This is a genomic window from Myxococcus sp. NMCA1, from assembly GCF_026810205.1.
Classification (GTDB): Bacteria; Myxococcota; Myxococcia; order Myxococcales; family Myxococcaceae; genus Myxococcus; species Myxococcus xanthus_A.
This window is the reverse complement of sequence record NZ_CP113950.1, coordinates 7,005,756-7,021,002: the sequence shown is the minus strand read 5'-3', so window position 1 is coordinate 7,021,002 and position 15,247 is coordinate 7,005,756. Positions and strand designations below refer to the sequence as shown.

General features: G+C 67.5%; 15 protein-coding genes. 4 read left to right on the top strand and 11 right to left on the bottom strand.

The features are described from left to right. Positions 1 to 53 precede the first annotated feature (53 nt). On the top strand, positions 54 to 968 hold the full coding sequence (locus tag OZ403_RS28900; RefSeq protein ID WP_140794534.1) for a spermidine synthase: 915 nt from the start codon (positions 54 to 56) through the stop codon (positions 966 to 968). 45 nt (positions 969 to 1,013) lie between these two features. Here the strand turns inward: OZ403_RS28900 and OZ403_RS28895 are convergent, their stop codons facing one another. Beyond that, positions 1,014 to 1,949, bottom strand: a complete 936-nt coding sequence (locus OZ403_RS28895) for a LysR family transcriptional regulator (RefSeq protein ID WP_140876753.1) — start codon at positions 1,947 to 1,949, stop codon at positions 1,014 to 1,016. 198 nt (positions 1,950 to 2,147) lie between these two features. Between OZ403_RS28895 and OZ403_RS28890 the strand changes: the two genes are divergently transcribed. Further along, positions 2,148 to 2,708 carry a sugar O-acetyltransferase gene (locus tag OZ403_RS28890; protein WP_140794532.1) on the top strand — a complete coding sequence of 187 codons (561 nt, stop codon included), beginning with the start codon at positions 2,148 to 2,150 and terminating at the stop codon, positions 2,706 to 2,708. Between the two features lie 100 nt (positions 2,709 to 2,808). Here the strand turns inward: OZ403_RS28890 and OZ403_RS28885 are convergent, their stop codons facing one another. The 3 genes from OZ403_RS28885 to OZ403_RS28875 form a co-directional block, all read right to left on the bottom strand. Beyond that, on the bottom strand, positions 2,809 to 3,201 hold the full coding sequence (locus OZ403_RS28885) for a LysM peptidoglycan-binding domain-containing protein (RefSeq protein WP_140794531.1): 393 nt from the start codon (positions 3,199 to 3,201) through the stop codon (positions 2,809 to 2,811). A gap of 235 nt (positions 3,202 to 3,436) precedes the next feature. After that, positions 3,437 to 4,330 (bottom strand): hypothetical protein, encoded by an 894-nt coding sequence (locus OZ403_RS28880; protein WP_268782295.1) that lies wholly within the window; start codon positions 4,328 to 4,330, stop codon positions 3,437 to 3,439. A 419-nt stretch (positions 4,331 to 4,749) separates the two neighbouring features. Next, the gene (locus tag OZ403_RS28875) at positions 4,750 to 5,001 is read right to left on the bottom strand and encodes a hypothetical protein (RefSeq protein ID WP_268782294.1); all 252 of its coding nucleotides are present in this window, start codon (positions 4,999 to 5,001) and stop codon (positions 4,750 to 4,752) included. Positions 5,002 to 5,271: 270 nt separating this feature from the next. Between OZ403_RS28875 and OZ403_RS28870 the strand changes: the two genes are divergently transcribed. Together OZ403_RS28870 and ypfJ are read left to right on the top strand one after the other, a co-directional pair. Next, a complete protein-coding gene (locus OZ403_RS28870; RefSeq protein ID WP_268782293.1) occupies positions 5,272 to 8,022 on the top strand; it encodes a M16 family metallopeptidase in 2,751 nt (916 codons plus the stop codon). 114 nt (positions 8,023 to 8,136) lie between these two features. After that, entirely contained in the window at positions 8,137 to 9,009 is an 873-nt protein-coding gene (ypfJ, locus tag OZ403_RS28865) for a KPN_02809 family neutral zinc metallopeptidase (protein WP_268782292.1), read from the top strand. 28 nt (positions 9,010 to 9,037) lie between these two features. On the opposite strand, the gene OZ403_RS28860 is transcribed toward ypfJ, so the two are convergent. From OZ403_RS28860 to OZ403_RS28830, 7 genes are all read right to left on the bottom strand, one after another. After that, positions 9,038 to 9,838: a cation transporter gene (locus OZ403_RS28860; protein ID WP_268782291.1), complete on the bottom strand. Its 801-nt coding sequence runs from the start codon at positions 9,836 to 9,838 to the stop codon at positions 9,038 to 9,040. Continuing rightward, positions 9,835 to 10,581 carry a transporter substrate-binding domain-containing protein gene (locus tag OZ403_RS28855; protein ID WP_268782290.1) on the bottom strand — a complete coding sequence of 249 codons (747 nt, stop codon included), beginning with the start codon at positions 10,579 to 10,581 and terminating at the stop codon, positions 9,835 to 9,837. The genes OZ403_RS28860 and OZ403_RS28855 overlap by 4 nt, the downstream gene beginning before the upstream one ends. Positions 10,582 to 10,719: 138 nt before the next feature. Next, complete coding sequence (locus OZ403_RS28850; protein WP_268782289.1) at positions 10,720 to 11,823, bottom strand: STAS domain-containing protein; 1,104 nt, start codon at positions 11,821 to 11,823, stop codon at positions 10,720 to 10,722. Continuing rightward, complete coding sequence (locus tag OZ403_RS28845) at positions 11,802 to 12,035, bottom strand: hypothetical protein (RefSeq protein WP_268782288.1); 234 nt, start codon at positions 12,033 to 12,035, stop codon at positions 11,802 to 11,804. Before OZ403_RS28845 ends, OZ403_RS28850 begins: the two co-directional genes overlap by 22 nt. A 482-nt stretch (positions 12,036 to 12,517) precedes the next feature. Continuing rightward, complete coding sequence (locus OZ403_RS28840; RefSeq protein ID WP_268782287.1) at positions 12,518 to 13,144, bottom strand: glutathione S-transferase family protein; 627 nt, start codon at positions 13,142 to 13,144, stop codon at positions 12,518 to 12,520. Positions 13,145 to 13,155: 11 nt separating this feature from the next. Continuing rightward, a complete protein-coding gene (locus OZ403_RS28835; protein ID WP_268782286.1) occupies positions 13,156 to 14,052 on the bottom strand; it encodes an MSCRAMM family protein in 897 nt (298 codons plus the stop codon). Between the two features lie 132 nt (positions 14,053 to 14,184). Then, entirely contained in the window at positions 14,185 to 15,207 is a 1,023-nt protein-coding gene (locus OZ403_RS28830; RefSeq protein WP_268782285.1) for a zinc-binding alcohol dehydrogenase family protein, read from the bottom strand. Positions 15,208 to 15,247: the final 40 nt, after the last annotated feature.

The following is a 15,247-nucleotide window of genomic DNA, read 5'->3' as shown; positions in this document are numbered from 1 at the left end:
GTTGTTTTTCTTGAGAGAAATGCTGTCTTTTTGGTACTCTGTACCAGGAAGGGATGGACATGCGCGGTGTGACCCAGCGGCTGCTGCTGGTGGGGCTGGTGTTCCTGGCATGTACGGCCTCCGCGTCCCGCAAGGTCCTGTACGAGAAGGAATCGCCCTACACCCTCATCTCGGTGACGGAGGACGAGGAGGGGCGCCGGTATCTGGGCTTCGATGCCTCGGGGGCGCTGCAGAGCGTGGTCCGGCCGGGCAAGCCGCTGGACCTGGTGCTGCCGTACACGCAGGTCTCCATGGTAGGGCTGGCCTACGTGCCCGCGCCCAAGCGCATCCTCATCGTGGGGCTGGGGGGCGGGGCCATGCCCATGTTCCTGCGCAAGGTGGTGCCTCGGGCGCACATCGACGTGGTGGACATCGATCCGGATGTGGTGACGGTGGCCAGGCGCTACTTCGGCTTCCGGGAGGACCCGCTCCTGCGCGCGCACGTTGGAGACGGCCGGCGCTTCATCGAAGCCGAGCGGCCCGCGTATGACCTCATCTTCCTGGATGCCTATGGCCCGGACAGCATCCCTGAGCACCTGGCCACGCAGGAGTTCCTGGCGGCGGTGCGGGCGAAGCTGAGCCCCCAGGGCGCGGTGGTGGGCAACGTGTGGGCCTTTCCGCCCAACCGCCACTACGACGCCATGGTGCACACGTGGCAGGTGGCCTTCACGCAGCTGTATGAGTTCATCGTGCCGCAGAGCTCGAACCGCATCCTGGTGGGCGTGGGGTACGAGGAGAAGGTGGCCGCCAAGACACTGGAGGCGCGCGCGGAGAAGCTGGAGCGTACTCGGAGCGTACCGTTCGACTTGAGCGGGCTGGTGGACCGGGGCTACACGGACGCGACGGAGCGGCAGCTGCGGGGCAAGGTGCTGAAGGACGCGGACCTGCCGAAGCCCGCGTCTGTGACGACGCCGGCGCAGGTCCGCTGAGCGCTTGTAGGGGCTAGGGCCTGCCTCACATCGACGCGTCTGCCTTCAGCGGTTCGTCCATGGGGGTGACCACGCCTTGGGATGCCGATAGCGGTCCTTCCGGGCGTCGAGGTAGGCGCGGAGCTTCGTGAGCGCGGGGTGCGCGTTGTCGCTACGCCAGACCAGGGAATGTGGGTAGACGAGCATCGGGTTGCGGATGGGAATGCGGCGGAGGTTGTACTCGGCCGGCCACACCAGCCGGATGTGTTCACCTACGAGTGTGGCCAGACTGGAGGAGCCGGCAATCACCTCCAGGAGCGCATCGATGCCGAAGTCGGGACCGAGGGTGTCGATGGTGAGCCCGAATCTCGCGGCGAGTTCGTCGTAATAGGCGGCCCACTCTGTTCCTGGGACGATGAAGGGCATCCAGACCTTGTGCTTCGCGAGCTCGGCCGGCGTCAGCGAAGTCGCAGCGGCGAGCCTGTGCGTATCGCTCGTGAGGAGCTCCACGGCGTCGTCGAGAACTCGGGTCGCCACGACGCCGTCGGTCAGTTGTTGCGCGGGCCGGGTGATGGCGCGAAACGTCGCGTCGATGCTCCCTTCCCGCACAGCGGCCAACGCGGTCTTCGCGTCGAAGAGATGCGTGACGACATCGATTTCAATCTCAGGATGTGCGCTGTGGAAGTCACGAAGGATGCGTGCGCTCCCGAGGTTCGGCTTGACCACGTCGACACGGAGCCGACGGCGGCCGGGGCGCACGGAATCGGCTGCCCGCTCTGCCGCTTCGAGGATGCTGCGAGCGTGAGGCAGGAATACCTGGCCGTCGATGGTGAGCTGAATTCCGCGCGGAGTTCGGACGAACAGCCGTACCCCGAGGGTGGCCTCGAGCGCGGCGATGCGCTTGGAGACGGCTTGCTGCGTGAGTGACAGCCTCGACGCCGCCTCTTGGAACTGCCCCGCGTCGGCGACGGCAATGAAGGTCCGCACACCATCGAAATCCATGTCACCCCGCCTGCGTTGCCCCAGTGTCGCCGGGCAGTGTATCGCGGCGCTCGCGTCCTCCCAGGGGAGGGCGGCACAACCAGTGGTTGTGTCTCAGGGATATCGAGTTGTTTGATGTCCTCGCGTAGCGTTGGCTAGGGTTCTGTTGAACGGCACGCAGTTGTTCAGCGGCTGCCTGGCACCGACGAGGACCGCCCCATGCAGAATGAGAAGCCATTCCTGCCTCGGGAGGTGCGGATTGGCACCCCTGAATCCGAGGTCATGTTCAGCAACATCCGGCGAGCGATGCGCCTGACCGCGGAATTGAACAAGCGCACCTTCGATGATGCCGAAGAAATCAGGGCGCTCTTCAGTGAGCTGACCGGTAGGACTGTCGACAGCACGTTTTCGCTCATCCCGCCGTTCTACACCGACCATGGAGTCAACATCCGCGTCGGGCGGAATGTGTTCATCAACCAGTGTTGCACGTTGATGGATATCGGGGGGATCGACATCGCTGACGACGTCATGATCGGCCCGAAGGTGAACATCATCACGTCGAGTCATCCCCTGGAGCCCGCCATGCGGCGTGCTTTCGCGGTCGCGAAGCCCATTGTGCTCCAGCGGAACGTCTGGATTGCGGCGGCCGTCACGATATTGCCGGGGGTGACGGTGGGCGAGAACTCGGTGGTGGGGGCCGGAGCGGTGGTGACGGAGGATGTCGCTCCGAACACATTTGTGGCGGGCGTTCCTGCCCGGCTCGTTCGACGCCTGACCTGAGGGACATTCCCTCGCAGGCCAGGCGTCGCGGCGCCCCTTCACTGGGCCGCTACGGCCGAGGCGGGGCACGTCCCGGTGCTCCCGCCTGGCGCGCTCGAGGTCACGCGTTCGCGATGGACTTGGGCGGCAGCTTCAGCACCTGCCCGACCTTGATTTTGTCCGGGTCCTTGAGTTGGTCCTTGTTGGCCTCGAAAATCTTCGGGTACAGCTTCATGTCCCCGTAGATGTCCTTGGCCAGCTTGCTCAGCGTGTCGCCCGACTTGACGGTGTACAGGCCGTACGGCGTCTCGTGCGTGACGGTGAGCATGACCATGACCTCGTTCTGCCAGTTCGGATGTCTGGCCTTGATCTGGTCCCACATCCGGTCCCGGTCCCAGGCGTAGTCCACCGACCCCTTGATGATGAGCTTGCCGTTCTCCTCGCGCGACTCGACCTTGGCGCCCACGTTCTTCGCCACGTCGAGCACGTCCTGGTAATCATTCTGCAAGGCCATGGTTGCTCCCTTTCGCCTGCGCACGCCGGAACGGGCGTGGTGCTGGGCGGGGCGCAATGTACCCGCCTGCCCCGACGTGCCCGTCGCGCCTCGATGCCGCTGGGAGTGCGGATGACGAGCGGTCAACAGAGCCCGTCCCGCGCCTGTCTCGGAAAGACGGTGGGGGATTCGGGACGCCGGTGGCGCTCGGCCCTACAGTGGTAGTTCTGAAGAAGCCCGTGCCTTCGTTGCGGCGTTATTTCATCTTGCCGAACAACTTGGTTAATCTCTCGCAGTTTTCATCGAAAATGGAGCGAGTATAGTGCGGCGCCTGCTCTCCCTTTTTGCGCGACTTCTCCAACTCCCAAATATGCACCGTGGAGTCATGAGAAGCTTTGCAATAGTAGTCCCGCGCCAACTTCAAATCCCCCGCCGCTTCGGCGAACGAGGCCCGCCGATTCAAGCACATTGCAGCCGTCCCTGGCTGAGCCGTTGGCAAATAATCGTCCAGCGCCTTGAGCGCCTCATCAGGGATTCCGATTGTTTCAAAATAGTCACTATGCGCCAGCGCACGACGGCAGCCTTCGCTGGATGGCAGGGCGGATGACTGTTCCATTACGTAAAATACCTGAGAGGCGTTCAGAACCCCCCTCCAGCCATTGTCAGATGAACCGCGAGTCGTGTCTAGTCTGGCAACGATGAGATACTGACCCGCGGTCAAATTCGCCGTCTCATCTGGTGGTAAGGTGTAGCGCAGGAAGAATCTAGACTTATCCGAAGTCAGGACCAGTCGCCGTACAGGGCCATCCACCCGCCGTAGCGGCAACTGTACTTGTTTGCTATTTCGATTTTGTCGAAAGAAAATTTCAATGGATAGATGCTGTTCCCACCCACCGTGAGGCGCCTCGATAACGAAATCTCCCACGGAACGCACTTGGCCTTCCGGCATGACTGCGCGTGGATGCAGCAGACCTATCGACAAGACCAACGGCCACCCCTTTTGAAGGTGCGCAGTGCTGGAACTAGCGACAAGTACAGGCGCGGCAGCAGGCGGATTTGCCACTGGCTGCGCCCCCGACGTAGACACCTGAGCACGTCCTTCACCAGCCCAAAAGACGGAAATAATCAAAATGACTTTGACAAGGTTCATGGTCACGGAACATTCAGGGGCGGGTGTGCATGGGAATATTAATACAGACGCGATGCAGGCAGTCGCCGCGATTGGGCGCTGCCTCGCCGTGACGTGAAGGCCGACTGTCCCCATTGGGGCAGTAGGGCCTCGTGGCCGCATTGAACGTCTTGCCTAGGCCATCCGTGCATAGCTGGGTCCCCGCTGTTTCTCGCGGAATGATGAGGAACCCCTGGCTCTCCTATGGAGTGCAGTCGCACCGCTCACGCGGGTTTGGGCGAGGGGTCGCTGGCGTCGCCACCTCCAGGCTGTTGCCATGCAGTGCCACTACTGGACCCGAGGGGCGCGGTTCAAACTACAGTTGTAGGATTAGGGCAGGGGCGGGGCGGCGCTTCTCCCGCCCCGCGCGTTAGCGCCACGTTGGCGGCAAGCTCATGCCGTCACGGGCAGTATTGCAGCGCGCACTCGTGCCGCTGGTCGATGCAGACCTGCGTCTCCTCGGGGTCCCCAAGGGCCTGGCGAATGCAGGCGGTGTAGGTGGTATGGCAGTCTTCACAGGTGGTCAGCGTCTGGGCTTCGGCTCCGTGAGTCTCGTCCGTGCCGGCTGGGTCCTCCAGTACCGGGTCCATGCCGCCACAGCCCGTCCCCATGAAGATCGCAGCCAGCGCCACGCCCATCCACGTTGCTCGCATGATGCCTCCCGTCGCGACGACGGTCCTGTTGGATTTTGAATTGCCAGGATTGCGGAGGTGCTTGGATTTGGCAAACGCGCCTGTAAGTCCCGGCTCTTGGCCTGTCTTCCCGTGGATGGTATGAGCATTCGGTCCGTGTGGCCTTGAGTCCAGGGCCGGCGCGGTTTGCGCATTGCCTTCGCCTCGTCGCTGCCAGGAATCACTTCCGCTCGGGGGAGGCGGTGGGGCATGCCCCTGCGTGCTGCTCCCGGGCTCGTCCTTGGAGCCTGGATGTCTCCCCCGCGTGTTGCCCTTCCTCCCGCCTGGCGGCCCGGTGCCGCCATCATTGCCCTGGCGCTGCTGCTGAGCGCGTGCGCCACGCTGCCGCAGCGAGGGCAGATCGTCATGCGCGACGTGGCCTTCCCGTTGCGGGACTTCCGCTTCCCCTCGGGGCTCCGCGTGGTGGTGGAGCAGGATGCCCGCTCTCCCGTGGTGGCGGTGGTCGCGGTGGTGGGAGTAGGGGGCTCCAGTGACCCGGGCGGCAAGGAGGGCCTGGCGCACGTCGTGGAGCACCTGGCCTTCCGTTCCCGCCACGCGGGTGGGCCGTCGGTGTGGCGGCGCCTGGAGACGTCGGGCGCGGGCTTCTACAACGCCTCCACCAGCCTGGATTACACGTCCTACGAGACGCTGGCCCCCAAGGAGGCCCTGCCAGTCCTCTTGAAGCTGGAGGGCCAGCGCATGGCCGCGCCGCTCGCGGGTGTGAGCCCGGAGGTGTTCGCGGTGGAGCGCGAGGTGGTCCGCAACGAGCTCCGCCAGCGCAACGAGACGGGCTACGTGGGGCAGGTCTTCAGCTGGATGAACGCCGCGGCCTTCCCGGGTGGCCACCCCTACGCGCGTCCTCTCGCCGGGACGCACGAGTCGCTGTCCGCGCTCAGCCTGTCGGACGCGCAGCGCTTCGCCCGGGCGCACTACCGTCCCGACAACGTCACGCTGGTCATCGCCGGTGACGTGGACCTGGCGGCCGTGGAGGCCACGCTCCGCACCAACCTGCCCGAGGCCTGGGTGGGCACGGGCGCGCCCCTGGCGCTGGAGGCGCGCCTGCCCGCGCAGCCCGCGGCCCCGGCCACCACGCCCGCCCAGAAGTCGGTGCCCGTCTTCACCGCCGCCGTGCCCACCCCGGAGGTGTATCTGTCCTGGGTGCTGCCGCGCGGCTTCGACGAGTCCAGCGCGGTCCAGGACTTCGTTCGCGCCAGCTTCAGCCAGAACCTCTGGGGCGCGGTGCGCAATGACGGCGACATCGCGGACATCTCCACCAACCTGATTCCGGGGACGCGTGCCTCGCTGTTGGTGGTGCGGGTGCGGCTCAGCCGGGGAGACGACCCGGCGCGCTCGGCGGGGAAGGTGTTGGACCAGGTGCAGAACGCGTGGGTGCAGGAGATTCAGCCCGGCTCCGTGCTGGGCCGCGAGTTCGACTTCCAGGCGATGCGCCGGCAGGTGGTGACGGGCATGGTGCTGGAGTCGGAGGACCTCATGTCCCGCACCGAGCGCCGGGCGCTGCTCACCCACTTCACGCAGGACGTGCGCTCCTACACCCGCTCGCAGGTGGCGCTGATGGGACTCGCCGGCGGCAAGGTGACGGACTTCTCCTACCAGTGGCTGCAGCGGGACCGGGTTCGAATGATTGTCGTCCGTCCGGGTGAGGTACCCGGCGCGGCGACGGCGGCCGCCACACTGTCGGCGGACGAGGAGCCCTGGACCACGCCCGCCGAGCAGGTGACGCCGTCGATGACAGCGGCGCTCGACTCGCCCGTGCAGGTGCTCAAGCTGGACAATGGCATGGAGGTGCTGCTCGCTCCACGTCCGGGCCTCCCGGTGGTCCGTATCGGCGCGGCGCTGGGCGGTGGTTCGTCCTACGGCGAGAAGCCGGGCGTGGCGGACCTGGCCAACTGGGGCTCCTTCCGGGAGTCCTGGTTCGAGGGCCGCCCCAGTGACTGGGGCCTGCATTCGACCTCGTCGTTCCAGCGCGACCACCTGCGCGTCGGCATCTCCGGCACGGCGGGCAACGTCGGCAACATGTTGGCGATGCTGGCCGAGCAGCTCGACTCCACGCGGACCTCCGAAGACGTGGTGCGCTTCTACCGCGAGCAGGTGCTGCCCTGGCGCCAGGCGGTGGACTCGAATCCGGAGCTCCTGGCCGAGCGTCACCTCCAGAAGGCGCTGTACGGCACGCATCCCTATGCGCGGGAGGTCACCAGCGCGGACCTGGCCCAGGTGTCCTGGACGGAGGCCGAGGCGTGGCTGAAGGACGTGTACCGGCCGGCCAACACGGTGGTCGTCATCGCCGGCGAGTTCGACGTGAAGGAAGTGGAGGGGCTGGCGCGCAAGTACCTCGGCGGTTGGAGCCGGGGGAAGGCGAAGCCCGTCGCCACGCCGCCTTCGCCTGAGCTGCCGGTGGCGGCTTCGGCCGCGAAGGCCCTGCTCACGCCGCGTCCCGGCGCGAGCCAGGCGCAGGTGCAGCTGGCCTGCCGGCTGCCCACGGCCACACCCGAAGCAGAGGCGCGCTACGCCCTGATGGCGGAGCTGATCCACGGCCACGCCTCGGGGGAGATGCGCTCGCGCCGGGGCGCGACGTACGGCTTCTCCGCGCGGCCCTGGCTGGGGCGCGGCGGCGCGGCCCATCTGGTGCTGGAGGGCGCGGTGGATGCGCAGCGCATGGGTGAAGGCATCAGCACCGTCCGTCAGATTCTCGCGTCCTTCGCGAAGGAGGTACCCGAGCACACGCTGGAGCGGGCCCGCAGGGGCATGCTGGCGGCTCAGGCGGTCTCCTTCATCAGCTCGGAGGCCTGGGTGAACGCGCTGCTGACCGCGCACGTCCGGGGCTTCGAGCCGGACACGGTGACGCGCCGGCCCGCGCTGCTCCAGTCGGTGACGGCCGAGTCCCTGCGAAAGGAGTTCGAAGGCTGCTACCAGCGGCTCGTCGTCTCCATCACCGCCGACGAGGGCCAGGCGCGGTCCGCCATTCAGGCCATGTCCCAGCCGTAGTCCACCACGGCCCCCTGCCTGCTGTCCGTCCCGCCGGGCAGGGGCTGTCGTCCACCGCCGTGTCCCTGGCTGCTTATCTTGAGGCCGCCGGGGACCAGCCAGGGGGAGCGCCGCATGCGGTGGCAGGGGGGACGTCGCAGCTCGAATGTCGAAGATAGGCGGGGCAGTGGCCTGGGCCGCCCGCTGGCGCTGGGAGGCGGCGCGGCCTCCATCGTCGTGGCCTTGCTGGTGCTGCTGCTCGGGGGCGACCCTTCCGAGCTCGGGCTGGGCGGAGGCGAGGACCCTCGGAGCGTGGACGGCACGGGCGGTTCAGGCCAGCCGTTGGACCCCCGGCAGGAAGAGCTCAAGGACTTCGTGTCCGTCGTGCTCGCGGACACGGAGGACACCTGGCCGGAAGTCCTCGCGCCCGTGGGCGTGCAATACGCGCAGCCTCGGTTGGTGCTCTTCACGGACGCGGTGCAGTCCGCGTGCGGCTTCCAGGAGAGCGCGGTGGGGCCTTTCTACTGTCCACCGGACCGGCGCGTGTACCTGGACCTCGGCTTCTTCGACGAATTGGACCGGCGCTTCGGTGCGCCCGGCGACTTCGCGCAGGCCTATGTCGTGGCGCACGAGGTGGGGCACCACGTGCAGAACCTCCTGGGCATCTCAAGGCAGGTGCAGTCGCTGCGCGGACGCCTGTCTCCGGAAGAGGCCAATGCCCTGTCCGTCCTCCAGGAGCTGCAGGCGGACTGCTTCGCCGGCATCTGGGCCCACCATGCCCAGCGTCAGCGGCAGTTGCTGGAGTCGGGGGACGTCGAGGAGGGACTGGCCGCGGCGAGCGCCATTGGTGATGACACCTTGCAGCGGCGCGCCCAGGGCTACGTCGTCCCGGAGTCCTTCACCCACGGCTCGTCCGAGCAGCGCGTCACCTGGTTCCGGCGCGGGCTGAAGCAGGGCACGCTGGAGGCCTGTGACACCTTCGGCGACGCGGGCGTCGGGGCGCGCTGACGGTGTGCCCTCGGCGGCTCGGGCGGGGTCAGCCGAGCCGGTCCACCGGCACCAGCAGCACGTCGCGCAGGCGCCAGTCCAGGCGCTTGAGGTCTTCGGCGGCGTTGCCCAGCCGGGTGACGAGCTCCGGTCCCCGCTCTTTCGGCACCAGGCGCACGTCCGCGCAGAAGACGTGTCCGTCCTCTCGCACGCGCACCTGGGCGGCCTCCACCCAGTCCAGGCCGCAGAGGGCCTCGTGAATGCGGCGCGGCAGCGGCTCGGCGTGCTTCGAGTCGAGCGTGCGCGGCGTGCGGTCCATCAAGTCACCCAGCGCGGTGCGCAGGTGCCGCTGTCCGTCCCAGGCGATGTCCAGCGCGATGACTCCCGCCGCCACCGCGTCCGCCCACCACCAGCCCATGCCGATGCCCAGTATGCCCAACATGGCGGCGACCGCGGTGAGCCAGTCCGCCTTGTTCATCAGCGCGTCGGCGTGAAGCACCTTGTCGTGGAGCGACTCCGCCAAGGGCAGCTTCGCCTGGCCCAGCAATACGGACGGAATCGCCGACCACAGCAGGGCCGCCAGCATCAGCCAGCCCATCCACACGGTGTGGCCAAACAGCTGCGTGGTACCGATGGAAGGGTATTCGGCGCGCACCAGCTTGAGCACGGACTCCACGAACAGCCACATCCCCATGAAGAGCAGCGCCACCGAGCCCACCAGGTACGCCAGCGACCAGGCCTCCAGCCGCTGCGCGCGCTTGAGGACGCGGTGCTTGTCGTCAGGCAAATCTCCCGGGTCCACCGGGCCGCGCGCATGTCCGTCGCGGTGCCGTCGTTGGCGCCAGCTCATCGCCGGTCCTCGTCGGGGGCCGTGGGTGTCTCGCCGGCTCTGGCGGAGGCGAGGAGGCTCCTCCGGATGGGCTCCGCGTGGTCGAGGACGAAGCGGTCCACGGTGAGCAGCCAGCGGTTTTCACCCGCGGGCACCACCCAGATGCGCTGCTCCTCGCGAAGCACGTCTTCGCCCGCGACGTAGCCCCATGCATCGAGCTGCCAATCCCAGGCGGCCCGGAGGCCCGGGGCTTCATGCAGCCGCTCCACCTCGCGAACCCGGGCGCCCCAGGCCTGGAGCTTCGGCCCGGCGTCATTGCCCCGCACCACGGAGACGGGCGCACCCTCCAGGGATTCCGGAACGGTCTTCCCCGGAGGCGCGCCCACGCGCATCCGGGTGGTGAGGTAGGGCTGTCCCGCGCCCAGCTGATTCACCCAGGGGGACTTCGCGGTGATTCCTCCGACGACCACGTCCACCGCTCGCTCCTCCAGGGCGTGCATCAGCTCGGCTTCTGGTGCCACCGTCCAGGACACGCGCGCCCCCAGCTGTTCGGCGAGCTTCGCCACCGCCTCGGCTTCAGGCCCCATGGGCTTGCCGTCCTGGAGGCCCGTCCAGGGCTCATGGCGCACGAGCCCCGCGCGCAGCACTCCGTCTCGAACGATGCGCTCCTGCGTCCCGTGCGTATCCCGTGGAAGGTCACAGGCCCCCAGGAGCAGGGCGAGCCAACCGAACAGCAACACTCCGACACGGCTTGCACCGCGCACCCTCCGAGCCTCCCTTCGGTCCGTAAATCGCACCGGGAACGGTAGGCACGCGGCGGATGAGGCGCTACGCGCCCCGAGCGCTCCTTGGAGCCACGGCGAAGCGCGGACCGCCTGCCTGCTCGTGGGCCCGGGACGCGCTCAATCCAGGTAGCCCCAGCGCTCCTCCTCGAAGACGAAGAAGGGGCGCCCGAAGGGAATCCTGTCCGTCCATCCCAGCACGTGACGGCGTGCGTCCGCCGGGCCGCTCACGTCGTAGGTGAAGCCGAAGTGAGGGCCGCTGAACCTGGCGGGTGGCAGCTGGGGGAGGAACTCCGGCACGAGCTGCTCCAGGGTGTCGGGGAGCTGTCCGTGCCGGGCCTGATAGGCGCGGCAGGCCGCGATGAGCGTCTCGGCGTTGCGTTGCGCGCGTTCCGCCTCCTTCTTTCCGGGGCGGAGCACGCTGTACAGCGTGAGGGGAATGCCGACAGCATTCCGCAGCAGTCCCCGGGCGGTGCCAAGGAATCGGTGAAGCGTCATATGGGCGCGACCATCGCATGGCTGGCGACTGCCTATGTTCTCCAAGAGGAGGACATCGCCATGCCAGATGTGGAAGCGCCGCGGCCGCTGTCCGAGCCGCCAGACGAGGCGCAGGAACGACAGGGCCGCTACATGGAGGAAGAGCCGGGCCACACGCCGGGGAGCGCGGAGGGCGACGACGAGGACGCGCCGCACCGTGTTCACCCCTACCCGGACCCGGACCACACCCCGGGTCAGGCAGAAGGCTGAACCCAGGGCCGCCGGGAGGGCTGACCAGCCCGTGGACAAGGTAGGTGCGGGAATTCGCGCCCTTCTGGCGGCACCCTGCTGAAGTGTCGTGGGGGCGGGCAAGCTGTCGAGCTTCCTGTCGGCCTTGAGGTCGTCCTCCAAGGGGTACCAGGCGTTGACGTCGACGGTGAGGTTGCCGTGGGCGTCGTGCGTCTGCGCCTTCCTCGTCTCCAACAGGACGTCGAGGAGGACGACGCCAATCTGGGGGAGCGTCTGCGCCACGAAGGGGCTGATGCCGGTGCCGACGCAATAGGTGCCGAGCAGGCGCGCCGCGTTCACCATCTTGATGCAGTGATTGGCCGTCGCCGTGTCCACCACCACCATGCCGGTGATGTCGATGATGGCGCAGCGGGCCTTTCCCTGGGAGAGGCGGTGCAGCAGCCGCTCCGTCATGTCCACTGAGTGCTGTGTGTCCATCACCCCGACGAGGGGCAGCATGAGGATGTCCTCTCCCGCAGCTCGATGATGGGCGTGGACAAGTCCCGGATGGCCAGCCGCTGCTGCTCGATGGTGGAGAGCTCCTCCTCCAGCTCCCGGCGCGCGGCATCGAGCTTCTGGATGGACCGCTCGTTCTCCTGCGCGGATGCGTGGAGCTGGCGGGCGAAGAGGTTGATGGTCTCCTCGCACCGCCCGGGTGACGCCCTGGGCATTCACGCCACCGGAGTCCACGGTGCGGGTGGTGAGCATCGAAGGGAGGTCCGCGAAGAAGGTGTTGGAGAACGTCGTCGGCTCGAAGCGGTGATGGCGTGGAGGCCGCGGGGGACGCGCGGGGCCGGACCTCTCCGTGAAGGCGTGGGTGGTTGCCTTGCTGCGTGCCGAGGTATGTGTAGGTCGCGCCGTTCTTGCTGATGACGACGAATTGGACGTGCCCCTCGGCGGCCTGTCCATTCAGTGGGGCTCCGTCCAGGCTGCCGCGCAGCCGGTGACCCTCCCTTTCGAGGAAGAGCCGTTGGTGGATGAGATCGCCGTAGAGTTGGGTGGTCACCACCCATTCTTCCGCGGGCCGGGGCTGCGCGAGCAGTGTGGCGGGGGCGAGGCAGAGCAGGAGGAGCAGGTGCTTGAGCCTGCGCTCCTGCGCCTGCGGTACGTGCTTCGATGCCTCCCACTGCGGGTGGACTGCCCGCCAGTGCCGTCAGCTGAAGTGCCGCGCGAGCACCGCGGCGACGTGCGGGTTCTTCTTTGCCCGCGTGGCGGCCGCTGCCAGGGTGGGACAGTTCTGGGCGAACCAGTCCTTGCCAGGCCGCCAGTGCGTCATCACGGTGACGTAGAGGTCCAGCGCGCTGAAGCGCTCGCCGAGCACGTGGGGCGTGCCCACCTGGGCCTCGATTTCGCGCCAGAGGTTGGCGCGGCGCTCCATGACGGTGTCGCGCAGCCGGTCCGCGGCGGGGCCGGCCAGGGTCCACTTGGGCGGGTCGTCTGCGTACGTGAACGTCGGGTACACCGCGCCCACGAGGCGGAACAGGAGGTTGAGGAAGCGCACGCGCTCGGGTGCCGTGGGCTCCGGCACCAGGCTGCTCTGAGGCGAGCGGTCGTGCAGATGCAGGATGATGGCCGCGCTCTCCGTCATCACCGCGCCATCGGGAAGGACCAGGGTGGGCACCTGCCCCAGGGGATTGAGCTTCAGCAGCCGGTCGCGTCCAGGGCCCGGCTCCAGGTAGGGCAGGTCCGTGAGCCGGTGCGGGATGCCGGTGATTCGCAGCGCCATCTCCACGATGGCCGAACCACACCCTGGTGAGCCAATCAACTCGTAGTCGTTCATGGACCGTCCCGTCATTCCACAGGTGAGGGCAGTGGCTGCCAGTTGGGAACCAACGTGTGGACGATTTCCCCGGAGGCCGGAATCGTCAACTCCTCCCGGTGGAAATGAACGGGGACGTATCCGCTCAGCAGGAAGATGGTGGCGGGACCTGGAGGCACATTGCGGAAGCGCGTCGTCCGACTGGGCGCGTCGTGCTCTTCCAACGATGCGTCTTCCTCGCCGGGATTGATGAATCCCCGCCCCTTTGCGAGGAACTCAGCGGCGGCCTCGGTGGTCGGCGCGGGAATCCGCCCGGGATGCAAGGAGAGGTACACGCCCCTGATGCTGGGATTGAGGAGGGTGACCGTCGCGCCTGTTGTCTGCTCGACGAAGTCAATCGTCAGTCGGCCGCCGTCGGGAACGTGAACGCGCTGAGGCGCGAAATGGGGTACGGCGCCGTCCGCGGCCGAGGTCGCGCTGGCTCTGACGGTGTAGAATCCGGGCTCCAGACCTGGATGTGTTGCTTTTCCGTTCCGGACGAGGAGCGTGTCTGATTGGTGGGCGCCATCCCGCCAGAACTGGAGCATCGCCTCGACAGGCGCGCCTTGGTGGTTCCGTACCGTCACGTCGGCGACAACGCCAGGCTCAAGTCGAATCAGCGGAGTCTCTCCTCCTGTCACGGTGCCGATGTAGCGATGGTAGCCCACGGCGTCGACGACGAGCTCCGAGGGCGCATCACTCACATGCTCCAAGGTGAAGGTGCCATCCGGATTCGACACGTCGCTGTCATGCGAAACCCGTTGTCCTGCGGTACCGGCCCTGAAATAGAGCGTCAGTCTCGCGCCCTCGATGGGCGCGGAGGTCGCGGCGTCCAGCAGCCGGCCCTGGACGGAACGACCCGGACTCATGTGGAGGTCGCCCAGGTCCACGTCGCCTTCCAGAGGGACATCCACCGTGAGGGAGCGCGGTGCCATCCCTGTTACGCCGAAGGCCAACGTCAGGGTTCCTGATTTCGTGGTCGACCACTCGAAAGCGCCGTCCTCTGCCGCGTGTCGGGTGCCTCACGAAGGAAAGCCACTCAGGACAATCTTCCCCACGGTTCGGCCGGATTCGATGGCGGCGTGGGCTCGCCGCAGGTTGGCCGCGGTGATGGGACCGAAGTCCTGGGTCATCGTCGTCCGCAGCGTCCCCGCGTCGACCAGGTCGGCGACCCGGTTCAGGATGCGGTGCTGCGCGAGCGGGTCCGCCGCTTCATACAGGGGCCGGGTGAACATGAACTCCCAGTGGAGCGACAGGCTCTTTCGCTTCATGGCGCTGATGTCCAGGGGCTTGGTCGGGTCATCGATGAGCCCCAGCCGCCCGAAGGGCGTCGCCACTTCCACCAGCTCCGGGAAGTGGGTGTCCGTCGCCGTCAGGCTCGCGATGTAGCGCACGCCTTGGGGCGCCAGCTTCTGGAGCTGCGGCACCAGGGACTGTCTGTGATTGATGACGTGGTGAGCGCCTTGCGCCTCGCACCACTCCGTCGACTCCGGACGCGACGCGGTCGCCACCACCGTCACGCCCGCCAGCTTGCGCGCGAGTTGGAGCGCCATGGAGCCCACGCCACCGGCGCCGCCGACGACGAGCAGGACATCCTGGGACGGAGCGTTGCCCTGCGGAATCTCCAGCCGCTCGAACAGCAGTTCCCACGAGGTGATGGACGTGAGCGGGAGCGCAGCGGCCTGGGCGAACGACAGGGAGCGCGGCTTGCGCCCGACGATGCGCTCGTCCACGACGTGGAACTCGGCGTTCGTCCCCGGCCGGGCAATGGAGCCCGCGTAGTAGACCTCGTCCCCGGGCCGGAACAGCTTCACGCCGGGGCCCACGGCGTCAACGACACCCGCCGCATCCCAGCCGAGCACGCGAGGCGTGGTTTCCACCTGGGACTTGGGCGCGCGGACCTTGACGTCCACGGGATTGACCGAGATGGCGTGGACGCGGACGCGCAGCTCTCCGGGACCGGGCTCCGGCGTGGGCAGTTCCACGTCGATGAGTGCTTCTGGATTATCGACGGGCAGGTATTTGTGCAGGGCAACGGCTCGCATGGGGCCTCCTTGCGTGCACCATTGCCCCAGTGGACCTGGA